General features: G+C 31.9%; 24 protein-coding genes, 1 tRNA gene and 1 pseudogene. 13 read left to right on the top strand and 13 right to left on the bottom strand.

From position 1 onward, the window contains the following. Positions 1 to 28: 28 nt before the first annotated feature. Positions 29 to 583, bottom strand: a pseudogene (locus P8V03_RS09575) (peptide-methionine (S)-S-oxide reductase MsrA); the annotation flags it as partial. Positions 584 to 863: 280 nt separating this feature from the next. On the opposite strand from P8V03_RS09575, the gene P8V03_RS09570 reads away from it, so the two are divergent. Beyond that, positions 864 to 2,177: a M48 family metallopeptidase gene (locus tag P8V03_RS09570; RefSeq protein WP_318797994.1), complete on the top strand. Its 1,314-nt coding sequence runs from the start codon at positions 864 to 866 to the stop codon at positions 2,175 to 2,177. A gap of 62 nt (positions 2,178 to 2,239) precedes the next feature. On the opposite strand, the gene P8V03_RS09565 is transcribed toward P8V03_RS09570, so the two are convergent. From P8V03_RS09565 to P8V03_RS09555, 3 genes are all read right to left on the bottom strand, one after another. Further along, positions 2,240 to 3,361, bottom strand: coding sequence for a DegT/DnrJ/EryC1/StrS family aminotransferase (locus P8V03_RS09565; RefSeq protein WP_261670063.1), 1,122 nt, complete (start codon positions 3,359 to 3,361; stop codon positions 2,240 to 2,242). A gap of 28 nt (positions 3,362 to 3,389) precedes the next feature. Continuing rightward, positions 3,390 to 4,571: a DegT/DnrJ/EryC1/StrS family aminotransferase gene (locus P8V03_RS09560; protein WP_318797993.1), complete on the bottom strand. Its 1,182-nt coding sequence runs from the start codon at positions 4,569 to 4,571 to the stop codon at positions 3,390 to 3,392. Between the two features lie 170 nt (positions 4,572 to 4,741). Then, positions 4,742 to 5,941 (bottom strand): MerR family transcriptional regulator, encoded by a 1,200-nt coding sequence (locus tag P8V03_RS09555; RefSeq protein ID WP_318797992.1) that lies wholly within the window; start codon positions 5,939 to 5,941, stop codon positions 4,742 to 4,744. A 155-nt stretch (positions 5,942 to 6,096) separates the two neighbouring features. On the opposite strand from P8V03_RS09555, the gene P8V03_RS09550 reads away from it, so the two are divergent. Further along, positions 6,097 to 6,261 carry a hypothetical protein gene (locus P8V03_RS09550; protein WP_261670066.1) on the top strand — a complete coding sequence of 55 codons (165 nt, stop codon included), beginning with the start codon at positions 6,097 to 6,099 and terminating at the stop codon, positions 6,259 to 6,261. Positions 6,262 to 6,546: 285 nt separating this feature from the next. Here P8V03_RS09550 and P8V03_RS09545 read toward each other — a convergent pair whose 3' ends face one another. Together P8V03_RS09545 and P8V03_RS09540 are read right to left on the bottom strand one after the other, a co-directional pair. Then, positions 6,547 to 6,813: a late competence development ComFB family protein gene (locus P8V03_RS09545; RefSeq protein ID WP_261670067.1), complete on the bottom strand. Its 267-nt coding sequence runs from the start codon at positions 6,811 to 6,813 to the stop codon at positions 6,547 to 6,549. A 148-nt stretch (positions 6,814 to 6,961) separates the two neighbouring features. Further along, positions 6,962 to 7,828 carry a 50S ribosomal protein L11 methyltransferase gene (locus P8V03_RS09540; protein ID WP_318797991.1) on the bottom strand — a complete coding sequence of 289 codons (867 nt, stop codon included), beginning with the start codon at positions 7,826 to 7,828 and terminating at the stop codon, positions 6,962 to 6,964. 185 nt (positions 7,829 to 8,013) lie between these two features. On the opposite strand from P8V03_RS09540, the gene P8V03_RS09535 reads away from it, so the two are divergent. Both P8V03_RS09535 and P8V03_RS09530 read left to right on the top strand, forming a co-directional pair. Next, complete coding sequence (locus P8V03_RS09535) at positions 8,014 to 8,814, top strand: VIT1/CCC1 transporter family protein (RefSeq protein WP_261670069.1); 801 nt, start codon at positions 8,014 to 8,016, stop codon at positions 8,812 to 8,814. 226 nt (positions 8,815 to 9,040) lie between these two features. Continuing rightward, a complete protein-coding gene (locus P8V03_RS09530; RefSeq protein ID WP_318797990.1) occupies positions 9,041 to 11,239 on the top strand; it encodes a DNA topoisomerase III in 2,199 nt (732 codons plus the stop codon). 125 nt (positions 11,240 to 11,364) lie between these two features. Here P8V03_RS09530 and P8V03_RS09525 read toward each other — a convergent pair whose 3' ends face one another. After that, on the bottom strand, positions 11,365 to 11,508 hold the full coding sequence (locus tag P8V03_RS09525) for a hypothetical protein (protein WP_318797989.1): 144 nt from the start codon (positions 11,506 to 11,508) through the stop codon (positions 11,365 to 11,367). Positions 11,509 to 11,756: 248 nt separating this feature from the next. Between P8V03_RS09525 and P8V03_RS09520 the strand changes: the two genes are divergently transcribed. Beyond that, a tRNA-Ser gene (locus tag P8V03_RS09520) sits at positions 11,757 to 11,847 on the top strand. A 221-nt stretch (positions 11,848 to 12,068) separates the two neighbouring features. Then, the gene (locus tag P8V03_RS09515) at positions 12,069 to 12,641 is read left to right on the top strand and encodes a nitroreductase family protein (protein ID WP_261670072.1); all 573 of its coding nucleotides are present in this window, start codon (positions 12,069 to 12,071) and stop codon (positions 12,639 to 12,641) included. Between the two features lie 96 nt (positions 12,642 to 12,737). On the opposite strand, the gene P8V03_RS09510 is transcribed toward P8V03_RS09515, so the two are convergent. Next, on the bottom strand, positions 12,738 to 14,291 hold the full coding sequence (locus tag P8V03_RS09510) for a cell wall-binding repeat-containing protein (RefSeq protein ID WP_428978971.1): 1,554 nt from the start codon (positions 14,289 to 14,291) through the stop codon (positions 12,738 to 12,740). 207 nt (positions 14,292 to 14,498) lie between these two features. Between P8V03_RS09510 and P8V03_RS09505 the strand changes: the two genes are divergently transcribed. Beyond that, a complete protein-coding gene (locus P8V03_RS09505; RefSeq protein WP_318797987.1) occupies positions 14,499 to 15,176 on the top strand; it encodes a HesA/MoeB/ThiF family protein in 678 nt (225 codons plus the stop codon). A 134-nt stretch (positions 15,177 to 15,310) separates the two neighbouring features. Here P8V03_RS09505 and P8V03_RS09500 read toward each other — a convergent pair whose 3' ends face one another. The 3 genes from P8V03_RS09500 to P8V03_RS09490 all read right to left on the bottom strand — a co-directional run bounded on the left by P8V03_RS09500 (position 15,311) and on the right by P8V03_RS09490 (position 17,660). After that, positions 15,311 to 16,297, bottom strand: a complete 987-nt coding sequence (locus P8V03_RS09500; RefSeq protein WP_318797986.1) for a DUF2156 domain-containing protein — start codon at positions 16,295 to 16,297, stop codon at positions 15,311 to 15,313. 211 nt (positions 16,298 to 16,508) lie between these two features. After that, positions 16,509 to 17,063, bottom strand: coding sequence for a GNAT family N-acetyltransferase (locus P8V03_RS09495; RefSeq protein ID WP_318797985.1), 555 nt, complete (start codon positions 17,061 to 17,063; stop codon positions 16,509 to 16,511). A gap of 138 nt (positions 17,064 to 17,201) precedes the next feature. Next, complete coding sequence (locus tag P8V03_RS09490) at positions 17,202 to 17,660, bottom strand: YbaK/EbsC family protein (protein ID WP_318797984.1); 459 nt, start codon at positions 17,658 to 17,660, stop codon at positions 17,202 to 17,204. Between the two features lie 196 nt (positions 17,661 to 17,856). Here P8V03_RS09490 and nirJ1 point away from each other — a divergent pair, with 196 nt between their 5' ends. The 4 genes from nirJ1 (at position 17,857) to ahbB (ending at position 21,012) form a co-directional block, all read left to right on the top strand. Beyond that, positions 17,857 to 19,020 carry a putative heme d1 biosynthesis radical SAM protein NirJ1 gene (gene nirJ1, locus P8V03_RS09485; RefSeq protein WP_318797983.1) on the top strand — a complete coding sequence of 388 codons (1,164 nt, stop codon included), beginning with the start codon at positions 17,857 to 17,859 and terminating at the stop codon, positions 19,018 to 19,020. Between the two features lie 12 nt (positions 19,021 to 19,032). Then, the gene (gene nirJ2 / locus P8V03_RS09480; RefSeq protein ID WP_318797982.1) at positions 19,033 to 20,013 is read left to right on the top strand and encodes a putative heme d1 biosynthesis radical SAM protein NirJ2; all 981 of its coding nucleotides are present in this window, start codon (positions 19,033 to 19,035) and stop codon (positions 20,011 to 20,013) included. A 76-nt stretch (positions 20,014 to 20,089) separates the two neighbouring features. Beyond that, the gene (ahbA, locus tag P8V03_RS09475) at positions 20,090 to 20,545 is read left to right on the top strand and encodes a siroheme decarboxylase subunit alpha (RefSeq protein ID WP_261670080.1); all 456 of its coding nucleotides are present in this window, start codon (positions 20,090 to 20,092) and stop codon (positions 20,543 to 20,545) included. Between the two features lie 2 nt (positions 20,546 to 20,547). After that, positions 20,548 to 21,012 carry a siroheme decarboxylase subunit beta gene (gene ahbB, locus P8V03_RS09470; RefSeq protein ID WP_261670081.1) on the top strand — a complete coding sequence of 155 codons (465 nt, stop codon included), beginning with the start codon at positions 20,548 to 20,550 and terminating at the stop codon, positions 21,010 to 21,012. A 50-nt stretch (positions 21,013 to 21,062) separates the two neighbouring features. On the opposite strand, the gene P8V03_RS09465 is transcribed toward ahbB, so the two are convergent. Next, a complete protein-coding gene (locus tag P8V03_RS09465) occupies positions 21,063 to 21,716 on the bottom strand; it encodes a hypothetical protein (protein ID WP_318797981.1) in 654 nt (217 codons plus the stop codon). A gap of 258 nt (positions 21,717 to 21,974) precedes the next feature. On the opposite strand from P8V03_RS09465, the gene P8V03_RS09460 reads away from it, so the two are divergent. Continuing rightward, a complete protein-coding gene (locus P8V03_RS09460; RefSeq protein ID WP_318797980.1) occupies positions 21,975 to 22,985 on the top strand; it encodes an asparaginase in 1,011 nt (336 codons plus the stop codon). Positions 22,986 to 22,996: 11 nt separating this feature from the next. On the opposite strand, the gene P8V03_RS09455 is transcribed toward P8V03_RS09460, so the two are convergent. Then, on the bottom strand, positions 22,997 to 23,959 hold the full coding sequence (locus P8V03_RS09455) for a DMT family transporter (protein ID WP_261670084.1): 963 nt from the start codon (positions 23,957 to 23,959) through the stop codon (positions 22,997 to 22,999). A gap of 257 nt (positions 23,960 to 24,216) precedes the next feature. Between P8V03_RS09455 and P8V03_RS09450 the strand changes: the two genes are divergently transcribed. Next, on the top strand, positions 24,217 to 25,926 hold the full coding sequence (locus P8V03_RS09450; RefSeq protein WP_318797979.1) for a trypsin-like peptidase domain-containing protein: 1,710 nt from the start codon (positions 24,217 to 24,219) through the stop codon (positions 25,924 to 25,926). The last annotated feature ends 7 nt before the right edge of the window (positions 25,927 to 25,933 follow it).

The raw sequence follows: 25,933 nt of genomic DNA, 5'->3' as shown, positions 1-25,933 counted from the left end.
GGAGTGGGGATAGGCCCCACTCCTTTTCCTATCTGTATAAAAGTCGTTTTGCAGCATATTCAGATAAGTTATAGTCTTTAATAGTCATCTTTATTTCATCTATATTGCCGTATCCAGCCATGTAGCTATTAGCACGGGCAGCAAGGGTAGAGGTTACAAATTCCTTTGCAGAATCATACTTATCTCTAATTTCCATCATCACTTTAGGATCATGTTGGAGATAGTATTTTTGATGATACATTTCCGCATAATAGAAGGTAGATACTGGAACAATTTCAGTGTAGACTTTACTCTTTAAGTTATTTTCTATGGCAATCTTGCTTTCTATAGCCATTTGTTTTTGTTCTTCTCCATTGTAAAAAATTATAGACATGTATTGTCTTGAATGAGGGTGGTAAGTAGGTTCATGACTCCCCCAGAATATATCCAACAGTTGTTTATATGAAATTTTATCACTATTATAGTGAACTTGAATTGTTTCCGAATGATCTCCTATATCATTATAAGTAGGATTAAGTTTTTTACCACCGCAGTATCCAACGATAGTAGAAGTTACAGCATCTAGATTACCAAACTTGGCATCAGGTCCCCAGAATCATCCTAATGCTAGTGTAGCTATTTCTATATTACTCATAGGCTTCAACTCCTCTTTATATTTCAAATTAATTATTTCATAAATAGGATAGTAACAAGATAAGTATTTTCTATATGTTGCTTATGCTAAAAAATTATCTTTAATGATTAAATCTATTATATTCTTTTTGAGGTTAAGTATACAATCATAATTTTCCTAGGTGGATAAATGAATAAAATATAACATATATTATAAGGTATATAATTCATCAAGTATATGGGGGATAAAAATGAAAAAAGAATTTGTAATTTCCATTATGGTATTTATATGTTTTATGGTTGCTTTTATATTTAGTGTAAAAATTACCGAAACTCAGAACAATATATACATAAGACAAAACTATATTCAAGCAGCGGAGATGAGAGAAAACAATAAATTAGCTATTGATGCTCCGTCAGAAAAGGCCTTAGAATATCAGCAAAAGAAAGTGAATATATGGCTTTCAGGAATAGTTTTGAGTATGTTGGTACCAGCATTGTTTTTATTTACCAGGCTGTCAGTAGTATTAAGAAACTGGGCACAGAGTAAAAGCAGATTTGCTATCATAGTTTTAATACTATACTTTTCTGTTTATTACTTAATTAATGCCATAATAAGCCTGCCTCTTGATTACTACAGTGGTTTTGTCCTTAAACATGCCTATGGCCTATCTAATCAAAGTATTGTAAAGTGGGTTCAGGACCTGTTGAAAGGACTTATTTTAACTATTGCAGCAGGATCAGTTTTTATATGTATACCTTATATATTAATAAAAAGGTCTCCAAAGTACTGGTGGCTTCATATGGGAATCCTATTAATTCCAGTAATATTCTTTGTAACTCTTATAACTCCAGTATATATTGACCCTATTTTTAATAAATATCAAAATTTACAGGATAAGAAACTTGAAGAAAAAATTTATCAATTAGTAGATAAAACCTATATGAAAGATGTTAAGCTCTTTCAGGTTAACAAAAGTGAAGACACTAAGGAAATGAATGCCTATATGACCGGTGTTTTAAACACAAAAAGAATTGTGTTATGGGATACTACTGTAAAAAATCTTACAGAAGGAGAGACCCTTTCTGTTGTAGCCCATGAGATGGGACATTATTTAATGGGACATGTGTGGAAAGCTATTATTTTTGGTGGAATAGTAAGTATATTTATTTTTTATTTAGTAAATAAAAGTGCTCTTTGGATATTAGATAAATCAGGAGGAATTTTCGGCTTTAATAAGCTTCAGGATATCGCAGCAGTTCCCCTTATTATCCTTCTCTTAACGGTATATACATTTGCAGCATCACCTTTTATAAATTATTATGCAAGATATACTGAAAGGGAGGCAGATAGATTTGAGCTTGAGCTTACTAGAGACAATGAAGCATCCATGTCATCTATGATAAAACTCCATGAAAAGAGTTTAATTCTTCCAAGGCCCGGATTAGTATACGAGTTGTGGAATTATGATCACCCAACCTTTGAAGAAAGGGTAAACTTTGCCGATAAGTATAGACCTTGGGAAAAGAATGAATCTATCAAGTACGGTAAATATATAAAGTAATTTATAACCTATAGCAAAAGGATAATAAAAGACTCAGTCTTCTATTATCCTTTATTGTTAAATTACTTACTGTAGAATTTCTTTATAGTTTCACATACAAAATCTACTTCTTCCTCTGTTATTTCAGGGTATATAGGAAGGGCAAGGATTTCGCCTGAAACTCTTTCTGATACAGGGAAGTCTCCCTTCTTATGGCCTAAATAGCTGAAGCAATTTTGCAAGTGAAGAGGAATTGGATAGTAAATGCTATAACCAATTTCATTTTCTTTTAAGAAGGCAGCAAGCTCATCTCTTTTTTGAGCTAATATATTAAATACATAGTATACAGGATTTTGATCTCCTTTTATTCCTGGAATTTTTATATATTCGCAGTGGGATAGTCTTTCCTTATACCAATTGGCTACTATTTCTCTCTTTTTTATTGACTCATTCATATACTTTAATTTAACTAATAAAACAGCAGCTTGCATTGTATCTAATCTAGAGTTGTATCCTATATATTCATAGTGGTATTTTTTTGCAGCTCCGTGAACTCTTAGCATCTTTGTTTTTTTAGCCAACTCATCGTCGTTGGTTATTATCATTCCTGCATCACCGTAAGCACCTAAAGTTTTAGTTGGAAAGAATGAGAATATACCCATATCGCCAATAGAACCGGAGTGTTTGTAGGAAGAACCATTTCCCTTCCACTTCATTCCGAAGGCTTCTGCTGCATCCTCTAAAACTCTTAAATCATGTTTAGCAGCTAGATCCATAATTTTATCCATGTCTGCCATTTGTGAGAATAGGTGGATAGGTATGATACCAGCAGTATTAGAAGTTATTTTTTCTTCTATTTTATTTACATCTATATTAAATGTTTCTTCATCAATGTCTACAAACACTGGCTTTGCATTATGCTTTGCTATACAGGAAGTTGATGCTAAGAAGGTAAAAGGAGAAGTTATTACTTCTTTACCATTTTTAAATCCTAAGATATCTGAAGTCATAACTAAAGCGTCGGTACCTGAAGCTACAGCGATTGCGTGCTTAGCGCCGGTGTATTCCTTTATAGCTTCTTCAAGCTCACCTACCTGAGGTCCTAAAATAAAGCTGCCCTTTGCCATAACATCTAAAACAGCTTTATCAAATTCAGCCTTTTTCTCATTATATTCTCTAGTAGAAGTATAAAAATTAACTTTCATCTGTCTTTCCTCGCTTATATTTATAATTTTATTTTTTCATAACCTTATCCACAGCTGCAATAAGTTCTTTAGCTACATATTCTGCGTCTTCTAATGAAAGAAGAGAATATAATGGTACTGAAATCTCATTTGCATATTGTGCATAAGCATTTGGATAATTTTCTATTTTGTATCCTAAGCTTTTATATAAAGTAAACATAGGAAGAGGAGTAAAGTGAACGTTTGTCGCTATATCCTTATCCGCTAATATTTGTATAACTTCAGCTCTTTGATCTTCAGTAAAGCCTTTAACACGTAATGGATATAAATGATATGAAGTTACAGTGTCACCTTCTTTTTCAAAAGGAAGTATAGCCCAATCCTGTTCTCCAAAGAATTTAGAATAAATATCAAATATAGCTTTACGTTTTTTTAGCATATCTTCATATCTTGTAAGTTGTACCAAGCCGATAGCTGAGGCCATATCAGTAAGATTACATTTATAACCATCTGTTATTATATCGTATTGCCAAGCTCCAGCCTTCATTTTTGAAAGGGCATCCTTTGATTGACCATGTAAAGATGCTAATTTAAAATCTTTATATAAATCTTCTCTACCCTTAAAGTTATTGTTTCCGAAGCTTATACAGCCGCCTTCAGCAGTTGTGAAGTTTTTTACTGCATGGAAAGAGAATATGTGGAAATCTGCCTGACCTCCAACCCTTTTGCCTTTGTATTTAGCTCCAAAGGAATGAGAGGAATCAGATACAAAAATTATATCCTCACGATTTTTAGATTTTAACATCTGACGAACTCCGTCATAGTCTACAGGTATTCCTGCAAAATCTACAGTATAAATAGCCTTTGTTTTAGGAGTTATAGCCTCTGCTATTTTATTTGTATCTATAATAAAACTATCCTTTTCCACATCTACAAAAGTTGGCTTGATACCTCTATGCAAGCATACGCTGGAGGTAGCGGTGTAAGTGTAGGGAGTAGTTATAACTTCATCCCCTTCCTTTATATCAAAAACCTTCAAGATAAGTTCTAATCCAGCAGTGGCACTATTTAACGCTACCGCTTTATTAGTCTCCAAGTATTCTGCAAGCTTAATCTCGAACTCAGCAGTTTTAGGGCCAGAAGTAATCCAGCCGGATTTTAAAACTTCAACTACGGCATCAATTTCCTTTTGAGTAATATCTGGTGGTGAAAATGGAATCTTTTTATTCACTAAAATCAATCCTTTCTAGTTTATAAATTACTTCAAATTGTAAATATATATTTATAGATAAATAATCAATTTTTATTAAAACAACATCTTAGAAAGCATATTTTTAATTATCTATCTACAGTATGTTAAATTACCTGTGAGTTTTAATCTTTTCTTGGAAGATACCAAGATTATTTTTTTCCTTGGAAAAAACCTGTGTCTTTAGTTATATAAATTTCTCCAGATCTATTTATTTCCTTTTCTAAAAAAATAACAAGTTGTTGTAGTTTTTTTTCGTCATAAACCTCTCCCGTATTACCAGGCATAGAAAATATATAATCTATAAGAGGCATTGGGGTTTTAACCTTTAAACTATCATTATATCTCTTTAGTTTGACCTCTTTAAACCATTTTGAAACCTGTGTAAAACCATTTTCTAGTTGGAAACTTTCTGTTTCACTCCAACTCTCTGAGGTTATATTTTCACAGTTAAGTTTTGTAATTATATCTCGCATTTCTTTCATATGGTTCTTACCAATAGTAGAGGCATAAAAACATCCATTAGGTTTTAGGACCCTTCTAATTTCTGAAAAGGCCTTTTCCTTATCTAAAACATGATACAACATATGATTAGCAATTACTATATCAAAGCTGCAACTTTCAAAGGGAATACTTTGAACGTCTACCTGTTCAAAGTTGAATCTTTTTGATTTAGTGCCTAAGTTTTTTTGAGCATCTCTAATCATCCCTTGGGAAAAATCAGTTAGAGTAATCTTAGAATCCGCAGGAATTCTTCTAAAATTCTTCTTCCATAAGGTTCCGTCGCCACAACCTAGTTCAAGTATAGAGGCATTATCAGGAATATCTATTTGTTCAAAAAACCAATTCATCCATCCCTGTGTATTTGTACTAAAAAGTTCATGAATCCTTATTCTAGCTTTTAAGTTTGAAGCATTTTCATATTGTTCAGACCATTTTTTACCTATATTTATTACATTTATTATATTTATAAACTTATCCCAGTTTAACAGATGGTCATTATCTAACATATGTACAGCTTCATCAATGGCCTTTATTACCATTTGAATATGATGGATTTTTTCCTCCATTATTGATTTTTGAATTTCAAGAGACTTTTTAAAGTCATTATCACTTAAGTCATATTTCATAATATTAGCTATATCATCTAATGAAAGACCTATAAACTTTAGCGTCAAAATCTTTTGAAGTCTACCAAAATCTTTTTTGCTATATAACCTGTGTCCTAACTCATTATAGGAACTGGGGTTTAGTAAACCTATTTTGTTATAGTACCTTAGTGTTCGAAGGGTAACTCCAGCCTTATCAGCAAAATCTCCTATAGTATACAGTACTTCTTTATTTTCAGACATTAGATCACCTCTACATAAAACATTTTAACACATGACGCTAGGTAAGGTGCAAGGTTTTTTTTCCAAGGGTTCTAAATTTAATCACATTTCCTACCTAAGCAAAGTATTATAATATTAAAGAAACTTTTCAGCTTAAGATGATAAGGAGGGATTCTATGGGACACAGAAAGGGATGTAAGTATTGCAGATATAAGTATTTTGGCTGCTGTGAGTATTGTCATATGTTCAATTTAGCTCCAGGATCACACCTGATTTTACTAATAATAGTTGCCAAGCTTTGGTTTAAGTATAGGGGACTAGGTAGTATTTTGAAAAGGTAATAGAGAACAATTCTACAAGTATTATATTCTAAAAAATAAAAAATTGTTATCAGAGCTTAAGAAGATTTTTTCTAAAGAAATTTTCTTGGGCTTCTTATTTTTTATATTTAAGATATTATAAACCGTGATACATGAAAATATTATGACTAGCCTATAGTGATTAGAGACTATTAATCATACTGTTAAAGGGCTGATAGAATTTATTAGAACTTAAAGTATTCTGTAACTATAATAGTAACAAAGCACTTAGCTACAGTTTATAGTAGCTAAGTGCTTTGTAAATACTTAATCAGTATGTCTAGGATTTTTTGAAACAATTTGTATTGATTTAACAAGTTCCTGTATAACGTCTGTATTAAATTGCATTTTTAATTCATTAACTTTTGTATAAAGAATTCCCTTGTCTGAGACAACATACAGAGGCTTTAAGTTATTCAAAGCAATTGCCCTTATATCATCTAAGCATCTCTCACACCTGCAAACATCTTCAAAACCCTCTAGAATTGATGGCAATAGATTGTCAACAACAATCTCCATATAATTTGTAATCATTTATATCTCCCTTTCTGAGAAGCATTTATATATTAATTTTCCTCATATATTTATATTATTGATTTAGAGAAAGTTTGTCTATAATTATTTAATTTTTCAAAAATTTAAAGAACATACTGCTAAATAAATGATTTATACATATCCTTAACTATTCTTTATCTAAAAGTGCAGTGCACCATTCATTACTTTGTTTCTTATCCTTAACCTTGTATCCATAGGAGATAACTTCATCAATGACCTTATAAAAGCTCCATTCTACAAGACCAGATATTAGTAACTTGCCTTTTTCCTTAAGGTGAGAGTTTATAAAATCCATAAAACCTTGAAGTTCTTCTCCTCCGATATTAATGAAAATACAATCAAAGTCTTTATCTAAAGTTATTTCGCCATTAAGTGCATCACCTACAACCACTTGGATATTATTTAAACCATTAAGAGAAGCATTATACTCCACTTCATCTTTAACATCTCTGATATCTAGGGCTGTAACATTTTTGGCACCTTTAATAGAAGCAGCTAAGGAAAGAATTCCAGAGCCAGCACCTATATCAAGGACAGTTTTATCATTAAAGTCTTCTTCAAGTATAAATCTCAGACAATCCTGAGTAGTTTCGTGAAGGCCGGTGCCAAAGGCTCCCTGAGGTATGAAATTAATTTTGCTTTTGTCTTTTGCATCATAATCTGGAGCAGCAATGATCCAATCATTATTCAAATCTATAGGCTCAAAGGAAGTTTCAAAGCTAGGTATATCAATTTTTGTAACTGTTACTTCAGATACTTCTAAGCTTTCCTTTATGATATTCAACTGTCTATTCACTTCTTCTTCATTATCCGTTTCTACTACTATTTTAAGATCTATAATTTCATTATTTTTCTCATAGTAACCATATCCATATTCCGTAGTAGTTACCTCAATAGGGGCTTCATAAAAAACATTATATATGTCAAAGAGATAAAGCTTTTCAATAGCAATGTCTACCTTGCTAACTGGGTATTTAACTGTAATTTGATACATAAAAATCCTCCTAACAATGTTGCTTCTTGTAATCCAATGTCATTAAAGTTATATATTCATTTAACTTCCAATTTATTTTAAAGCAATAATGCTTATATTTCAATATTTAGAGCATATATTTATTCTGTTAGATTATATAAAATCTAAGTTGTTTTTAATAATCACTCTAAAAGGAGGACTAAGTTATGGTATCAAGAAATTTAGAGGAGGCAAGGGAAGCTTATAAAGAAAAAAATATTGAAGCCACAATAGAGGCACACAAGAAAACATCTTTAAAGGCACAGGAGAATCATAATCAGGAACAAGGTCAGTATATAAAAAGCTTAATATATGGAGGTTTAGATGGAATTATCACTACCTTTGCTGTAGTGGCAGGGGTAGCTGGGGCAGCTCTTTCACCTAGTGTAGTATTAATCTTAGGGTTTGCAAATCTTGTAGGAGATGGCTTATCTATGGCTATAGGAGACTATCTAAGTACTAAGGCGGAAACTGAATACAAAGAGGCAGAAAGAAAGAGAGAGGCCTGGGAAGTTGAGCACTATCCTGAGGGAGAAAAGCAAGAATTAATGGAGTTGTATATAGAGAAGGGAATAGCTGAGGAAGATGCCAAAATTGTAACAGAGATATTTTCGAAAAATAAAGAAGCTTGGATAGATATTATGATGGTTGAGGAACTTGGAATAATTGAAGAAAATGAGTCTCCAGTTAAAAATGCTTTAGTTACCTTTTTTTCCTTCGGAATATTTGGATTAATACCACTAATTGCTTATGTTTTTTCTAAATTTATTCCTTCTATTAACAGCGAAGGAAATATGTTTTTTCTTTCTTGCATTTTAACAGCCCTTACTTTATTTATTTTAGGAGCATTAAAAGTAAAGATTACAGGCAAGAATTGGATTAGGTCAGGCCTAGAAATGCTTATTGTAGGAGGTCTTGCTGCCGGCGCTGCGTATCTAATCGGTGCATTGTTCTCTGGTTTAGCATAGATAGGTTTCGTGATAGAGGTGCAAAAAGCTGTAGATAATGCTGTAGGAAAGCTGCTTTCTGCCTTAGTATTATAGGAAAAAAGTGAAACTAAATTTAGTATGTCCTGGGTAATAATGGCATATTGGATTGCAACAAACCATACTATTAAAATTTAGTATGGTCTTTTTTTCTATTAACTGTTAGAATTATTAAAGGCTAATTAAAAAGTGAAAGGATATATTAAATATGGGAAAAACATTAGTTTTAGCAGAAAAACCTTCTGTAGGTAGAGACTTAGCAAAGGTTTTAAAATGTAATACAAAAGGAAATGGATATATAGAGGGAAGTAAATATGTCGTAACGTGGGCTTTAGGCCATTTAATTACACTGGCAGACCCAGAAGCATACGATGAAAAGTATAAAAAATGGAGCATGGACACACTTCCTATGCTTCCAAATAGAATGAAACTTACTGTGATAGGTAAAACCGCAAAGCATTTTAATGATGTTAAGAAGGTTATGAACAGAAACGATATAGATGAATTAGTTATAGCAACAGATGCTGGAAGAGAAGGGGAGCTTGTAGCTCGTTGGATTATAGAGAAGGTAGGTTTCAAAAAACCTATAAAACGTTTATGGATTTCTTCTCAAACAGACAAGGCAATTCTAGATGGTTTTAGAAACTTAAAACCTGGAAGGGAATACGAGAATCTATATCAATCTGCTGTGTGTAGATCAGAGGCTGATTGGATTGTAGGATTAAATGTTACAAGAGCGTTAACCTGTAAATATAATGCTCAACTTTCTGCTGGAAGAGTACAGACTCCAACTGTTGCTATGATAGTTGAGAGAGAAGAGGAAATAAAGAAGTTTAAGCCAAAGGATTACTTTAATGTTATAGGAACTGCTAAAGGATTCTCTCTTCAATGGCAGGATAAAAGTGGGAATATAAGAACCTTTGATGAGAGTAAGGCAAAGGAGATTTCTGTAAAGGTTACTGGTAAGAGTGGTGAGATTGTAGAGATAACTGAAAGTGATAAGAAAAAACATGCTCCTAATCTATATGATTTAACAGAACTTCAAAGGGATGCCAATAGAATATTTGGCTATTCTGCAAAACAAACTCTTTCTATAATGCAGAGATTGTATGAGAATTATAAGATTTTAACCTACCCAAGAACAGATTCAAGATATATTTCCAGTGATATTGTAGCTACATTACCGGATAGATTAAAGGCTGTATCCGTAGGAAACTATGCTAAATTTACTAATGAAATATTAAAAAGTAAGATTAAAGCTCATAAGGGATTTGTAGATGATAGTAAGATTTCAGATCACCATGCAATTATTCCAACAGAACAGAAGGTTATACTAGCTTATTTAAGCAGTGAGGAAAAAAATATTTATGATTTGGTAGTTAAGAGATTTTTAAGCGTTATGCTTCCTCCTTTTGAATATTTACAAACTACTGTTAAAGCAGAAGTAAACGGAGAGACTTTTATAGCTAAAGGAAAGATAGTTAAATCAAAGGGATGGAAAGCTGTCTATGATAGGGAAAATGACCTTGATAGCAGTGATGATGTAAATGACAATGAGGTAAAAGAGCAACTTCTGCCTATGGTTAAAAAGGGAGATAGTATATCCTTTACAAAGGTAAGCATAAATAAATCTCAAACAAAGCCACCGGCAAGATTTAATGAAGCAACGCTGCTATCTGCAATGGAAAATCCTCAAAAATACGTTCAACTAGACAAAGAAGCTTCCAAAACCCTAGGAGAAACAGGGGGACTTGGTACTGTTGCAACAAGAGCAGATATAATAGAAAAGCTATTTAATTCTTTTTATATAGAAAAAAGGGGCAAAGAAATAGTTCCTACTTCAAAGGGAAAACAGCTTATAGAGCTAGTTCCATCAGATTTAAAATCGCCTCTATTAACTGCTAAGTGGGAAAGAGAGTTAGACTTAATTAGTAAAGGGAGATTAAAGGGAAATACCTTCGTAAACAATATGAGAGGTTATGCTACAAAGCTTGTAGAGGATGTAAAAGAAAGTACTGATAAATTTAAACACGATAATCTAAGTGGACAAAAATGTCCTAATTGTGGAAAATACATGCTTGAGGTTAATGGTAAAAATGGAAGAATGCTTGTATGCCAGGACAGAGAATGTGGACACAGAGAAAACCTTGCTAGACTTACTAATGTAAGATGTCCAGAGTGTCATAAGAAACTTGAATTAAGAGGGCAGGGAGAAGGACAGATTTATGTTTGTACTAACTGTAGCTTTAGAGAAAAACTCTCATCCTTTAAGAAGAGATTTGAAAAAAATAGTGGTAAAGTAGATAAAAAAGACGTAGCAAAGTATATGAAGAAGATGAAGCAGGAAAGTGAAGCTCCAATGAATTCTGCACTAGCAGAAGCTTTAGCTAAATTAAAGTTAAAGTAGCAAAAATAAGGCAAGGTTAAGCATAGTTCTGGACCTTGTCTTATTTTATTATTTTAATAAGTCTTCTTTATTTTTAATTGATTGTATTAATTATATTAATTAAGAGGGGATTAGTAATATAATCTTTAGGAAGCTTTTTTTGGTTTATCTAATTTGAGTTTTGTATATATTTTTTCAATTTGCTCATCTATATCATTAAGTTTATATACCAGTTGTTTTGAATATTCTTTTTTAAACTTTTTACTAAAAAGGCATTTAAATATCTTCATCATAATTCTCCTCTCAACAATATCCTTATTGTTTTTATGATTTAATTATAGTTTTCAGATATAAAGAAATTATGAAGAACCAATTCTAAAATCGTTATTTATTAATTGTAGCTATAGTAGTATTACTGGTAAGATATGTTTTTAAGAAGGGTTAAATGAAAAAATACTTAAAAATTTACTATTTTATTCTTAAAAAGTATTGACCTATTTTAAAAATGCTGATATAATAACTAATGTCGAAGGGACATGGAAAGATGGTCGAGTTGGTTTAAGGCACCGGTCTTGAAAACCGGCGTACGGGTGACCGTACCGTGGGTTCGAATCCCACTCTTTCCGCCAAAACATCTAGCGATTTGCTAGATGTTTTTTTATTTAGTTATATGTGAATAGGTAAGGTAGGTATTCTATTAAAGGTACCTACCTTTTTTTATTATATAAACATAATAAAAAATAAAAGGTAACCAAAAGTATACTAGAATACTTAAAAGTGTATATTGATAACTTATAATAAGCAGTCTATGATATAATTAAGAAAATATTAGAAGTATGGGGTGTGAAAAATGATTAGAGATCTAGTTTTAAAGAACAGAACCTACAGAACCTTTTACCAGAATGAAAAAATAACTATGAATACTTTAAAAGAGCTTATAGACTTAGCTAGAGTAACTTCTTCTGGGATGAATATGCAATCCTTAAAATATGTATTATCTAACAGTGAAGATAAAAATGAGAAGATATTTAATACTCTTAAATGGGCAGGCTATTTAAAAGATTGGGATGGTCCAACAGAAGGAGAGAAACCATCAGCATACATAGTGATGCTTCAAGATTTAACCTTAAGCAAAAATAGTCTTTGGGATTCTGGATTAGCTGCACAAAGTATTCTTCTTGGTGCTGTAGAAAAAGGCTTTGGTGGTTGTATGTTTGGAAATGTAGATAGAAAAACCTTAGCTGAAGAGCTGCAATTAGGAGAGGAATACTCAATAATTATGGTTATAGCTTTAGGAAAGCCAAAGGAAGTTGTTAAATTAGAGCCTCTTAGTCAATCGGGAGACATAAAATACTATAGGGATGAAGATGGAGTTCATCATGTTCCGAAGAGAGCTTTAGAAGATCTAATACTAGATAAATAAAAGGTGAAATTTTTTTAATTAGGAAAATCCCCTTAATAGATATTTACAATAACTTATATATCTATTAGGGGGATAAAATTTTCCCAGCTAGAGAAATTACTTTATCAGTTCTTTGATTTTCAATAGGCTTTGATTTAAGCCTTTAATAGCAAGTTCACCCTTTTGTGAGTTCTTAAGATCACCTGAGATAGTCTTGTTTATCATATCTAACTCATTAATTTTCTGGTTTATTTTAGCTGAATCTGAGTTGCTGAAACCATCCTTAAGTGAAGAGAATAAGTCTATGTATGAATTAAAATAACTTATTAGCTTCTCTACAGCTTTTAGTTCTTCTTCTATGCCATTTATATAGCTAGTTTTAAGGATTTCTAAAGTACTAGGAGGCTTTAGGTTAGAAACCTCAGTTTTAAGAACAATTAGATCTTCCTTATACTTTTCAAGTATAGTCTTGCCATCTCCATATATTTGTGTAAGGCTGCTAAGGGAGTCAGATATTTCTGAAGCAGTAGTTAGTTCTGAAATACTTTTTACAGAGTTGACCTTTGCAAAAGTTTCATCTATATAATTAGAGGTAGTTGTACATTTCTTTATAAAACTTTCACAATACTGGGACAAACTATTTAAGTATTTTTTCTCAGCTTCTTTAATGTTATCCGCTCCTTTTAAGACATATTCAACGGATAAGTCAATAGAAGCTAACCCTCCTAATAGGATTAAGTTTTTATAATTTTTACTTTCTATAAAGCTTTTTTGATTGGATATATTCTGACCATCTGTGAGAATAATCGGTGCATTTAATTTTGCAGCTAAAGCACTACCAGATAATGCATCAGGAAAATTTGAGCCATTTGCAATTATTGCAGTATCAGTTTCTAAATTAAAGTAATTAGATATACTTAGTGAAGTGTCATATCTATCATTACCAGAGATTCTTACTAATTCACTATCATTTAAGGTCGGCACAAGTTTTTTTAGTTCATCTACTACTGAGTCTTTAATAGAACCTTGTCCACCTATCAAGTAAATCTGCTCAGGTTGTAAATTGGAGATAATATCCTTTGCTCCATCTGGCAGGTGGTCGGAATCTGTCATCAATATTGGGTACTGCTTTGAGGCTGCAACACTGGATATACTAATAGCATCGGCAAAGCCATATCCATTTGCAATGACAACAGGGGTTCCCTTTTTAACATCTATAAAATTAACTATAATTTTATTTGTTTCAAATCTATTTACTCCACCTAACCGCACTACATTACTATATCCAAGATTTTTAAAATGACCGATAAATTCATCACTTATGGATGCTTGTTCGCCTAATAAATAAATAGTTCCATTTTTATTTAAATGACTTTTTATGTATTCTGTGGAATCATAGCTTTCTGCTACTGTGTTTCCTAAAAGTAATATAGGGCCATTGAATTTTTTTGAAAGTAAACTACCAGAAAGTGCGTCAGGAAAGTCTTTTCCACTGGCTAGAATAACGGCATTATGTAAGCTATTACCAAAATTAGTTGATATATTAACTGAGGTTTTGTATCTATCCTGTCCAAAAATTCTTTTAATATTGTAGAGGTTTTTTGCACTTACTGTATTTGAAATGCTAATTACTAGAATAGATGCTGCAATTAAACTTAATATCTTTTTCAAAGTATACACAACTCCTTTACTGTATAATATTAAGATTTTACCACAAAAATACAAAAAATAGTATAGCCTATTTAATATTTTGGATATATAGGTAGTTAATATAAACATATGAATATATTTATAAAGAACATTGCAAAATAAATATATGTTTAAAAGTACTTTATGGTATAATTTACCTAACAATGTTTGTTTAAGGGGGTTGACAATATGAGTAGATATGAAAGAAATATGAAAATGCTTTCTAAGGAGGAAAACTCTAAACTAAAAAGTTTTAAGGTCTGCGTTATAGGTTGTGGAGGACTAGGAGGATACATAATTGAAATGTTAGGCAGATTAGGAATTGGCCGCATAACTGCAGTAGATGGAGATGTATTTGATGAAAGTAATCTAAACAGACAACTTTTATCAAATTGTAACAATTTGGGGAAAAGGAAAGCAATGGAAGCAAAAGAAAGAATGAAACTAGTAAATCCTGAGATAGAGGTACAGACCATAACCGATAGAATAACAGAAGAAAATATATTAAGTGTATTTTCAGATCAGGATGTAATAATAGATGCAGTGGATAATATTAAGACTAGATTTTTGATAAAAGATGCTGCAGGAAAGCTAAATAAGCCAATGGTACATGGTGCAATTGCTGGTTGGTATGGACAAGTCTCAACTATATTTCCTGGAGAAAAAACCTTAGAGAAAATTTATCCTAGAAAGGTGGAGAAGGGCATCGAGAAAGAACTTGGAAATCCATCTTTTACTCCAGCATTAGTTGCATCCATAGAAGTAAGCGAAGTATTAAAAATATTGCTTGGAAGAGGAGAACTGCTTAGAAACAAAGTACTGCGTATTGATTTATATGATCAAGTCTATATGACATTAGATATGTAAAGATATAAAATCAGTATACTTTATTTAATATTTTTCATGTTAAAAAATGGAGCTTATAAAAATAAAGTTTAAGCAAGTTATTTTTATAAGCTCTAACGTTATCTATAAAGTTAAACTAAGAATAAGTTGGAAGTTTAGAGCAGGTAGTCATCGGATAAATTCACACAATATTTTTCTTCTAATCTAATAGGATAATAGGATTTTTTTGCCTTTCTTAATCCCTCTATACCTAAGTCCTGCTCTCTATTAATAAATTTCACATCAGTAAAATACTTTTCTACAAAGGTCTTATTTATAAAAGAATAAATTCCCCTTATATCAGATCGTCCTTTCTCTATATGAATTATAGCCATGTCTTTGTTTACAGATTCTCCTATTGTAAAGGCAGATATGACATCATCTACATAAATAGCAATTCCCTTTAGATTAAGGACATCCATATTTTTTATCAGTTCTTTTATACCTTTTAGTTCATAGGATAAATACTCATCACCATTATATTTTTCCTCATGCCAGATTTCTGCAGCCTTTATGCAATCTTCTCTTACAGATTCTTCAGAAAGGTCTTTAACAGAATAATCATAGGTTTTAGTAAAATAATTATAGTGATTTTTCTTACTGTGTAGTTTTTTACCGGATAAAGTTGCTAATTTTGAACTATCATATATATAGTCAAAATTATCTATATCATCTTCCACTTCTATTTCATCACCATAAATATCTTTTAATTCCTTTAAAAATGATTTCTCGACATCTTTAAAGAGATATTTCATCTTGTTTTTTAATCTGTACTCTTTCAACAGTTCAATTACTTTTTTAAGATTTTCATTATTGTATCCCATAGGCTGCATAAAATGATAGTTTCCTTTGAAATCTTTCTTTTTAATAATTAATACTCCGTTATAAATTGTATATGTTATATCACAGCCTTTTCTCCAAATAAGAAGATTAGCAAAGGAATATTCGCAGGTATTAAAATTATATTCGTTTAAATATCTATCAAAAATCCATTTATCATCAATAGTAAGGGGACTAAAGCAGAGTTCTTCATGATTCTCTTCTTCTTGTAGTTCATTATATTCTATTCTGTCACAGACACCAATAGTATTCAATGTTAGCATAAATACACTCCCTGTCTTTTTATTTACAAAATTTGCTTATATTACTCTTTAATTATATAACTATGTGTATATATTAGTGAAGTATGCACTTTTATGTTTTATGGTATAAAAAAGATACTACTATATATATTAATACTTAGAGTATATTTTGCAAACATCAATATACATAAGTATAGTAAGTAAAACTAAGAAATAAGGACATGAAAAGGTTTTATATATTAATTTCTTCCCATTCTGGTCTTAAAATGCTGTATAAATACATATCATGTCTTTTTCCGTCTCTATGTATAAATTCTCTGTAAGTCCCTTCTTTCTTAAATCCTAGATTTTCATATAATTTCAATGCTGGTTTATTATAGGATAATACATTAAGGCCAATTCTGTGTAAATTTAATTCTTGAAAACCAAATTCCATTGTAAGTGCCAGGGCTTCCTTTCCTATTCCCTTACCTCTATAGGTATTATCGCCTATACCTATATATATTACTGCAGTACTGTTGTTCCATAGTATATTTTCAAAACCAGTTACGCCTACAAATTTATCCTCCTCAATAGTCCTTATTGCAAAGATATATCTATCATTTGAATTTTTTATTTCCTTTAACATTTCATTAAGTTCACTTTCACACTTAGGAATTGCTGGAATCATATCATAAAGTCTTAAAAAGTTAATATCGTTATACCATGACTCAAAAATAGTTAAGTCACTTTCCTTTAAAGAAGTTAGTCGTACATTACTGCCTTTTAGTAAATTATTTATTAGCATTTTATCACCTTTCCGTTATTTAAGTAGACTTTATTTAAGTCAAGGTTTATTATAACTTATCATAATATGTGTATACAACATTATAGTTTTTTAACTGATAGTTGAGAAAAATTGTCTTATATAGATTTTATGCATTTATTACTGACATACATCTACCCATTGAGCACCAGTAATATTTTGCATATCTAAGGGAGTAATTTTAAGTGCTGCATTTATGGCACCAGCAGCAGGGTAAACATATTCGAAGTTCTGGAGGGATATATCTAAATAAATGTCCAAGGGATTTTTCAAACCAAAGGGACATACTCCGCCTACGGGGTGACCGGTGATTTCCTCTACCTCACTAAGGTCTAACATTTTGGCCTTAGTATTAAATGTTTCTTTATATTTCTTATTATTAATTTTAGCATCTCCACGAACTACAATAAGTATATCCTTTTCCTTTAATCGGAAAGCCAACGTTTTAGCAATTAATTTAGGCTCTACTCCTATTGCACTTGCTGCCTGATCCACAGTTGCACTGACATCATCTAGTTCAAAAACAGGGTCCTGATGAGTTCTTTCAATAAAGTAGTTTCTTACACTTTCTATGCTCATTATATTACCTCTTTTCACAAACAATTATTATTTATTAGTTTATTTTATAAAACAGCCCTTTGTCAAGTGTTAGGCAATATGGATTAAAATGTATTTTCACATAATCATTTAATGAAAGTTATCTTTCTTAGGAATTTAAAAAGCTTATCTATAATAAGATAATACTAATGTAAATATAAGTTCAAGGAGATAAAAAATGATTAGTGTTAGCAAATTATTGTGTGGAACTGAAAATTATGGAGATAGTTTACGGTATATTAAGGGAGCTGCAGAGCAAAAGTATGGTGTAAGTGAAGGTAAAGGTCCGGTAGTAGTTTGGAATTGCACAAGAACTTGCAACTTAAATTGTATACACTGCTATGCAGATTCAAAAAATATGAAATATGAAGGAGAATTGACCTTACAGGAAGGAAAAGATTTTATAGAGGATCTAGCAAAATTTAAAGTGCCAGTTATACTTTTCTCTGGAGGAGAACCTCTTATGAGAAATGATATCTTTAATTTATTAGAGCATAGCAGTAAATATAATATCCGAAGTACTATTTCCACTAATGGAACTCTTTTAAGCAAAGAAGTCTGTCTTTCTTTAAAAAGATTTAATGTTGGTTATATTGGAGTAAGTTTAGATGGAGTAGGAAGTAGTCATGATAAATTTAGAAGAACTAAGGGAGCCTTTGATAAAGCTTTGCTAGGAATAAGGAATTGCCTAGAAAGTGGACAAAAGGCTGGACTGAGATTTACTATAAACCGGCATAACTTTAATCAACTAGAGGACATTTTTAGACTAATAAAAGAGGAAAATATACCAAGAGTATGTTTTTATCACTTAGTTTATTCTGGAAGAGGAAACGAAATGATAAAAGAAGATATTAGCCACGAGGAATCTAGAGAAGTTATGGATTTAATAATAAGAAAGACTTTAGAGTTTGGAGAAAAGACTGAAATACTAACAGTAGATAATCATGCAGATGCAGTTTACATCTATTTGCAGGCACAAAAAAGATATCCAAGCCTAGCTAATAGGGTGTTAAATCTTATAAAGATAAATGGAGGAAATCGCTCTGGCATGGCTTTTGGAAATGTAGATTTTAGAGGAAATGTTCACCCAGATCAATTTACCTCTCATTATAACTTTGGCAACATAAGAGGAAAAAGCTTTAGTGAAATATGGAAAAAAAGCTCTCATCCAATTCTTCAGGGACTTAGGGATAGAAAACCATTGTTGAAAGGACGTTGTAGCCACTGCAGATGGCTTAGCTTATGCAATGGTAACTTTAGATCAAGAGCAGAAGCTGTTACTGGAGACTTCTGGGAATCTGATCCCGCTTGTTATTTAACAGATAAAGAAATAGAGAGTTGAAAGGAGTAATATATGATTATATCATGGAATACCACTAATAAGTGCAATATGTATTGTGAGCACTGTTATAGGGATGCTGGTAAGGAAGACAGCTTAGAGCTTACTACTGAAGAGGGAAAAGCACTAATAGAGGAAATTGTTAAGGCGGGCTTTAAAATAATGATTTTTTCAGGAGGGGAGCCTTTGATGAGGGAGGATATCTTCCAGCTAATAAGTTATGCCTCCAACTTAGAACTTCGTCCAGTATTAGGAAGCAATGGCACACTTATTTCCCCTAGTACAGCATTAAAATTAAAAGAATCAGGAATTAAGGCTGTAGGGATAAGTTTGGATAGCTTGAATGCAAATAAACATGATAGATTCAGAAACTACAGCGGTGCTTGGAGAGATACATTATACGGAATGAAAAATTGTAGGGATATAGGACTACCCTTTCAAATTCATACTACAGTGATGGATTGGAATAAAGATGAGGTACTGCACATTACTGATTTTGCTAGTGCAATGGGGGCAATAGCCCACCATACCTTTTTTTTAGTACCAACAGGTAGAGGAGAAAATATTGAAAAGGAAGCTGTAAATCTAGATGATTACGAAAGACTGCTTTCAGATATCATGAAAAAACAAAAAGAGATAGATATTGAGTTGAAGCCAACCTGTGCGCCTCAATTTATTAGGATTGCAGAAAACATGGGGATAAAACTTAGATTTAGTAGAGGCTGTCTTGCAGGCTTAAGCTATTGCATCGTAGGTCCAAGGGGAGATGTTCAGCCTTGCGCTTATTTAAAGGAAGTAGCAGGCAATGTAAAAGAAACTGACTTTAGTACAATATGGAAGGAAAGCAAAATTTTTAAGGATTTGAGGACTTTAGATTATAAAGGAAGCTGCGGTAGATGTAAATATAAGAATATCTGTGGGGGATGCAGGGCAAGAGCTGCATATAACAACGATGGAGACTATATGTCAGAAGATACTCTGTGTATATATTCATGAAAACTATAGCTATTTCAAAAATCTTTAATATGTAAAATAGTTCATCCAGTATTAGGTGTTCTAAGGAGGTGCAAAAATGGATGAAATTGATAAAAAATTATTAGATATTACACAAAATGGATTACCAATGGTAAGTAGACCCTTTTTGGCCCTAGCGGAGAAATTAAAAATTGAGGAAAGAGAAGTTATATATAGGCTGGAAAGTCTAAAAAATAAAGGATATATAAGAAGAATGGGTGGGGTCTTTGACTCTAAGAAATTAGGGTATTGTAGCACACTTTGTGCCATTAGTGTACCGAAGAATAAGGTAGAGTATGTATCAAAGGTTGTAAATAGTTACGATGAAATCACACACAATTATATAAGAGACCATACTTATAATATGTGGTTTACCATTATAGCGCCATCAAGAGAAAGGATAGAGGAAATCATGACTGCTATTAAAAAAGAAGGTGAGGTTTTAGATATGATTGATCTTCCAGCAGTGAGGCGTTTTAAGGTAAAAGCTTCTTTTAAGCTTTCGGAGGTATAGCTATGGTAAATGAAGTGCAAAAAAAAATTATTAATAGTTTATCTAAGGATATGCCACTTTCGCCAGAGCCATATAAAGCTATTGCTATGGAACTGAAAATTACTGAAGAAGAGCTGCTGGATAACTTACAACAACTACATCAAAAGGGAATTCTACGCAGGGTTGGAGCAGTTTTATACCATAGAGAGGCTGGATATAAAGGCAACGCCATGGTTGTATGGAAAGTACCAGAAGAGAGAGTGGATGAAGTTGGAAAGATAGCAAGCACCTTTAATGAAATCACCCACTGTTATGAAAGAACTACAGGGGAAAGATGGAGATATAATTTTTTTACAATGGTTCATAGTTGCAATTTACAGCAGTGTGAAGTAGAGATAAATAAGATTTCCAAGGCTATTGGTATATATGACTATAAGGTTTTGCATAGTATTAAAGAACTTAAGAAAAGCAGCATGAATTATTTTTAATTACTAAAAAACTTAAATCACTGCAATTATTATGCAGTGATTTTTTATTCTTAGGCTTTCTTATAATTTGTTATTATCATCAGATTGTCAAAGTATACATAGTTAAAGATATGAGGAGAGTTTTGCGATTTTGCAGTAAGACCAAAGTTTGGATCTACAGAAAAGTAGTTAATACTAGATACAGTTAAACTCTGAAGAAAGTCATTAAAAATAAGTCTTTTTGAATAGCTATGTTCTGCATCTAGTTCATTAACTGTACAGTAGTATAGAAAAGTTTCATAATCATAAATTACTTTGTAATTTAAACTATAACCATTGTAAAGGGTTATTTTAATGTTTCCTGCCAGAGATTCTGCTTTAATACTATGAATTTTTTCTATTTGATATTGAGTTAAATTAGGAAAACTATTATACAAAAATAAATTCTTTGATGGTAAGTAATTAAAAAGAACTTTACAGCTATTGCTGGATATAAAGGCAAAAATGTGATTATCATAAAGTACTAGTTCTTCAGTAAACCCATAATCCGTTTCAAATATTATAGTTTTACTGGGCATATTATAGATTTTCACAATAAGTTTATTTAGGTCTGCTATTTTCTCTGCTGAAAAATGCCTCTCTTCACAGTAGTTAAGAAATACGTTGTAGGTGCTTAAAAATTTAATTTCCTTTCCCTTCACAGATATAGAATGTATGATAAACACCCCCCAATTCCCTTTAATAATTTGTTAACAAAACCTATTAAGTTTTATATTCTATTATATGAAAAAGGAATAAAAACTGTTAATATGAAAAATATTTTGGAGATTGAAGGAATAGCAGAAACTTGAAAGAATAATAATCAAAAATAGATAGTATTTAATAGTATGATAGTAAGAAGAGAATTTCAAGCTAGAGTAATTTCAGTAAGCTACTTCCAAATAAAATTTTGCTTCTAAAACTATAATTAGAGGAGTGATAATATGTCAGAAATTCTTGTGAATGTAACTAGAGGACCTTTAGTAGAAAGTATTCATAGAGGAGACATAGCTGTAGTTGATAGCAAAGGAAAGCTATTGTATTCAACTGGTGACCCGTATAAGGTTACTTATATGCGATCAGCAGCAAAACCAATTCAAACTCTAAATGTAATCATAAGTGGTGCAGCAGATAAGTTCAATTTAAATGATAAAGAATTAGCCATAATGTGTGCATCCCATTATGGGGAAGATTTTCACAGAAAAGTTATAGAAGGAATAATGAAGAAAATTGGATTACCTATATGTAATTTACTCTGTGGAGCTACTTTATCATTAAGTACCGAATATACAAAGGAATTATTGTGGAATCATGCTAAACTTAATCCAACTAATACAGATTGTTCAGGAAAGCACGCAGGAATGCTTGCAGTGTCACTACTTAAAGGTTATAGTGTAAATGATTACAACCTAGAAACACATCCAGTGCAGAAAGAACTTAAGAAGATAACCTCAGAAATTTGCGAAATTGAAGAAGAAAAGATTTCAATTGGCACAGATGGTTGTACAGTTCCTGTCTATGGAATTCCATTGTATAATATGGCATTAGGCTTTGCTAAGATAGCCAACCCTGATGGTTTATCAGATAAATACAAGATTGCTTGTAGGAGAATATTTAAGGCTATGAATGACTGGCCTGAGATGATAGCAGGTACTGATGGATTTTGCACAGAGCTTATAAAAAATTCCCATGGTAAGCTTATAGGAAAGCTTGGAGCTGAAGGGGTTTACTGCATCGGAGTAAAAGGAATGGATTTAGGTATAGCTTTAAAAATTGAAGATGGAAGCTATAGGGCAGTTTGGCCTGCAGTAATGAAGTGCTTAGAGGAGCTGAAAATATTAGAAGACAGTGAACTTAATGCCTTAGATAGGTTTAGAAAGGGAAAGAATTTAAACAATATAAAGGTTCAGGTAGGAGAAGTTAAATCTGTATTTAATTTAAAGAAGCTTGACTAGTCAAGCTTCTTTTAGGTTATTTTAATTTCTTCAATTTCCTTAACTTTTATAAGGTCATTTATGGCTTTAGCTTTTATTCCAAAGTAAGTAGTTCCCCAAACTCCAACTAATATCATAATGGACCCTAGAAGATGATAATATTTAAATTGCTCATGTAATATTACAACTCCCGCTACTATAGATACTATTGTAGAAAGATTTGAGAAAACAGCAGATTTTGATGCCTCTATCTTTGACAGTGTAAAGTTAACTAGTAAGAAAGCTATAACAGAGGACAGAATCCCTAAATAAGTAATAGAAATAATGAAATCCTTATTATGCAGAGGCTTAAAGTAATCTAGAAGAGTACCATAAATAGCATGATTAATAATCAATACTCCATTAAAGACTATAGCACCTAAACCCATCATAAAATAGGTTATTTCCATAGGTGTAAAGCTTGAAGAAAGTTTTCTTGACATTATATTAAAGGCAGCAGCTGATATTACAGTAATTATAAGTAGAACTATTCCCAAAATACTTGTACTGCCAGAATCAGTACTGTTCATAAAGGCAATGAAACCAACACCTGCAACGGATATAGATATAAATGCAAACTGAGCTTTGGAAGCTCTCTCTTTAAGAAAGTAAGATGCCATTATTGTAACAATTACAGGTATAAGGGCTATCATAACTCCAGCTAAAGAGGAGGATGAGAATTTAATACCATAGGTCTCAAATATAAAATAAATTACTGGCTGCATTAGTGCGAGAAAAAACAAGTTTTTCACAGGTTTATTTCTGTAATCAACTTTCACAACCTTAAGCAGCACAAGAATAGTCATTACTGAAAAAGCCGCTAGAAACCTAAAAGATAGCAGGCTAAAAGGAGATGCCACATTTAATGCCTTTTTAGAAAAAAGAAAGCTTAAACCGAATATTAAAGATGTAGTTGTAGCTGATATATAGGGCAGCCAATTATGATTTTTAAACATATACGTCCTCCGAAAATAAGAAATTATTTTACATACAGATATATAATACAATCAAAATATATGGCATTGCAATAAAGAATTATAAATTTAAGAATCTGTTATAAGAAAAGTATTAATTTTATGTTAAATAATTGTAACAAAACTAATAAAAGTAAGTATAATAAATTGAGTAGCAATTTTTATTTGATAAAAGTTAACCTTGATTTGTAGAGGAACTTCTAAATAGCTTACATATTATTAATTAGAGGAGTGAATCTATGAAAAGGAAAAAAATTTTATCTATTTCCATTATTATTGTTTTTGTTGTGTATATAGGAGCTTCCCTAATGCTTGTTAGTAAAAAACCGGATATTTCAAGAATATCTAAGGCTCAGCAGATAGCAGAGTATAGCAAACCGGCAGTTGTTCGTATTGTTAGTGGTGCACTTATTCAATGGAAGTATACTCCTGATTATGATTACTACTTTTACTATTTAGATTCTGCAATTATGGAATACTTAAAGGCCTATGATTACAAAACCTTAGACCTTGGCGCAGGTTCTGGTACAATTATAAATCCAAATGGGTATATAATTACAAATGCACATGTAGTAGAAGTAGCTAAACTGGATAATACTCAGATAATAAAAAGAGAAATAGCTCAGATGAGTGTAGAGATTTCACAACTTTTTAGCTCTAAGTATGGAGTCAACTTTAAACCAGAGGCCTTAGCTACTTATCTAGAAAGTCACTTAAAAGCAGAAGCTTTGGAGAAGGTAATAAAGGTTATTCTTCCAGGTGGAGGAGACTTTTTAGATGGAGAAATAAAAAGTTATGGAGCACCAGTTGGCGAGGGAAAAGATGTTGCTGTTATAAAAATCGAAAAAACAAATCTTCCATCCATATTGCTTGGAGATTCGGAAAAGGTTCAGCTTCAAAGCAATGTATGGGTATTTGGTTATCCTGCAGCAGCAGATTCTCAGCTCTTATCAAAAGAATCTATACTTGTAGTTTCTATAACAGATGGAAAAGTTTCAGCTACGGATAAGAAGTCTGCTCAGGGAGCACCAGTACTTCAAATAAATGCAGCAGCTACCCATGGAAACAGTGGTGGTCCAGTGATAAATGATGATGGAAATGTGGTAGGACTTCTAACCTTTAGGAGTGAAAATAACTCAAAGGAGACTCAAGGATTCAATTTTGTAGTGCCAGTAAATACTGTAAAGGAATTCGTAAATCAGGCCGGAGCTAAGAATGAGGAAGGAGACATAAATAAACTTTATAAGGAAGGCCTTCAGCTGTACTGGGCAGGGTATTATAAGGACGCTTTAACAAAATTTGAGGCAGTACAGAGACTTAATTCAAATCACTCAGAAATTAAAAAGTTTATATCGGAATGTCAACAAAAGAGTTCACAGAGCAAGATATTATGGTCAAAGTATAAAAGTATCGCTTTTGCTACAGATGGATTGGCAGTATTATGTATAGCAGCATTAGTTTACTTTGGTTTTTTCAGAAAGAAAGAAGCTGTGAAGGAAGAGAATATAGCTAACAAGGAATTTGAAACAAATCAAGAATCAGAAAATATTGCTAGCAGTTCTACTGGGGCAAATGAAGATTTAATAAATAAGCCTCAATTGCAGAAACAGAGCACAGATGAAAACATTAAAGCAAAATTATATGTTATATCTGGTCCAATTGAAGGTGCTGTTAAAGAATTTGGAGAGGGTTCTATTGTTATAGGAAGAGATCCTAGGCTTTGTAACTTAGTATTTCCACCGGACTGTATCGAAATCGGTAGAAAGCACTGCATTATAGCTTACAATTCTGAAAAGCAGGTTTTCGTTCTAGGAGACTGCTCTTCAACTAGCGGCACATTCTTAGGTTCAGGAGAGAGAATAGATTCCCAATCAGAAAAAGAATTAAAGTCTGGAGATAGTTTTTATTTAGGAAAGAAAGAGTATTTATTTGAAGTATGGCTAGAGTAAGTAGAAG

This window comes from Clostridium tanneri, from assembly GCF_033659955.1.
Classification (GTDB): Bacteria; Bacillota; Clostridia; order Clostridiales; family Clostridiaceae; genus Clostridium_AM; species Clostridium_AM tanneri.
Note: the sequence above shows the minus strand (reverse complement) of the source record. Positions and strands in the feature narration are given on the sequence as shown.

What these genes read in the sequence shown, in the direction of transcription:
- P8V03_RS09500 (WP_318797986.1), bottom strand. Translation starts at nt 16,297, where the DNA reads ATGCTAACATTGAATACTATTGGTGTCTGTGACAGAATAGAATATAAT.
- P8V03_RS09515 (WP_261670072.1), top strand. Translation starts at nt 12,069, where the DNA reads ATGATTAGAGATCTAGTTTTAAAGAACAGAACCTACAGAACCTTTTAC.
- P8V03_RS09450 (WP_318797979.1), top strand. Translation starts at nt 24,217, where the DNA reads ATGAAAAGGAAAAAAATTTTATCTATTTCCATTATTATTGTTTTTGTT.
- P8V03_RS09530 (WP_318797990.1), top strand. Translation starts at nt 9,041, where the DNA reads ATGGGAAAAACATTAGTTTTAGCAGAAAAACCTTCTGTAGGTAGAGAC.
- P8V03_RS09525 (WP_318797989.1), bottom strand. Translation starts at nt 11,508, where the DNA reads ATGAAGATATTTAAATGCCTTTTTAGTAAAAAGTTTAAAAAAGAATAT.
- P8V03_RS09495 (WP_318797985.1), bottom strand. Translation starts at nt 17,063, where the DNA reads ATGCTAATAAATAATTTACTAAAAGGCAGTAATGTACGACTAACTTCT.
- P8V03_RS09550 (WP_261670066.1), top strand. Translation starts at nt 6,097, where the DNA reads ATGGGACACAGAAAGGGATGTAAGTATTGCAGATATAAGTATTTTGGC.
- P8V03_RS09460 (WP_318797980.1), top strand. Translation starts at nt 21,975, where the DNA reads ATGTCAGAAATTCTTGTGAATGTAACTAGAGGACCTTTAGTAGAAAGT.
- P8V03_RS09540 (WP_318797991.1), bottom strand. Translation starts at nt 7,828, where the DNA reads ATGTATCAAATTACAGTTAAATACCCAGTTAGCAAGGTAGACATTGCT.
- P8V03_RS09535 (WP_261670069.1), top strand. Translation starts at nt 8,014, where the DNA reads ATGGTATCAAGAAATTTAGAGGAGGCAAGGGAAGCTTATAAAGAAAAA.
- P8V03_RS09490 (WP_318797984.1), bottom strand. Translation starts at nt 17,660, where the DNA reads ATGAGCATAGAAAGTGTAAGAAACTACTTTATTGAAAGAACTCATCAG.
- P8V03_RS09455 (WP_261670084.1), bottom strand. Translation starts at nt 23,959, where the DNA reads ATGTTTAAAAATCATAATTGGCTGCCCTATATATCAGCTACAACTACA.
- P8V03_RS09545 (WP_261670067.1), bottom strand. Translation starts at nt 6,813, where the DNA reads ATGATTACAAATTATATGGAGATTGTTGTTGACAATCTATTGCCATCA.
- nirJ1 (WP_318797983.1), top strand. Translation starts at nt 17,857, where the DNA reads ATGATTAGTGTTAGCAAATTATTGTGTGGAACTGAAAATTATGGAGAT.
- P8V03_RS09505 (WP_318797987.1), top strand. Translation starts at nt 14,499, where the DNA reads ATGAGTAGATATGAAAGAAATATGAAAATGCTTTCTAAGGAGGAAAAC.
- P8V03_RS09555 (WP_318797992.1), bottom strand. Translation starts at nt 5,941, where the DNA reads ATGTCTGAAAATAAAGAAGTACTGTATACTATAGGAGATTTTGCTGAT.
- P8V03_RS09565 (WP_261670063.1), bottom strand. Translation starts at nt 3,361, where the DNA reads ATGAAAGTTAATTTTTATACTTCTACTAGAGAATATAATGAGAAAAAG.
- ahbA (WP_261670080.1), top strand. Translation starts at nt 20,090, where the DNA reads ATGGATGAAATTGATAAAAAATTATTAGATATTACACAAAATGGATTA.
- P8V03_RS09570 (WP_318797994.1), top strand. Translation starts at nt 864, where the DNA reads ATGAAAAAAGAATTTGTAATTTCCATTATGGTATTTATATGTTTTATG.
- nirJ2 (WP_318797982.1), top strand. Translation starts at nt 19,033, where the DNA reads ATGATTATATCATGGAATACCACTAATAAGTGCAATATGTATTGTGAG.
- ahbB (WP_261670081.1), top strand. Translation starts at nt 20,548, where the DNA reads ATGGTAAATGAAGTGCAAAAAAAAATTATTAATAGTTTATCTAAGGAT.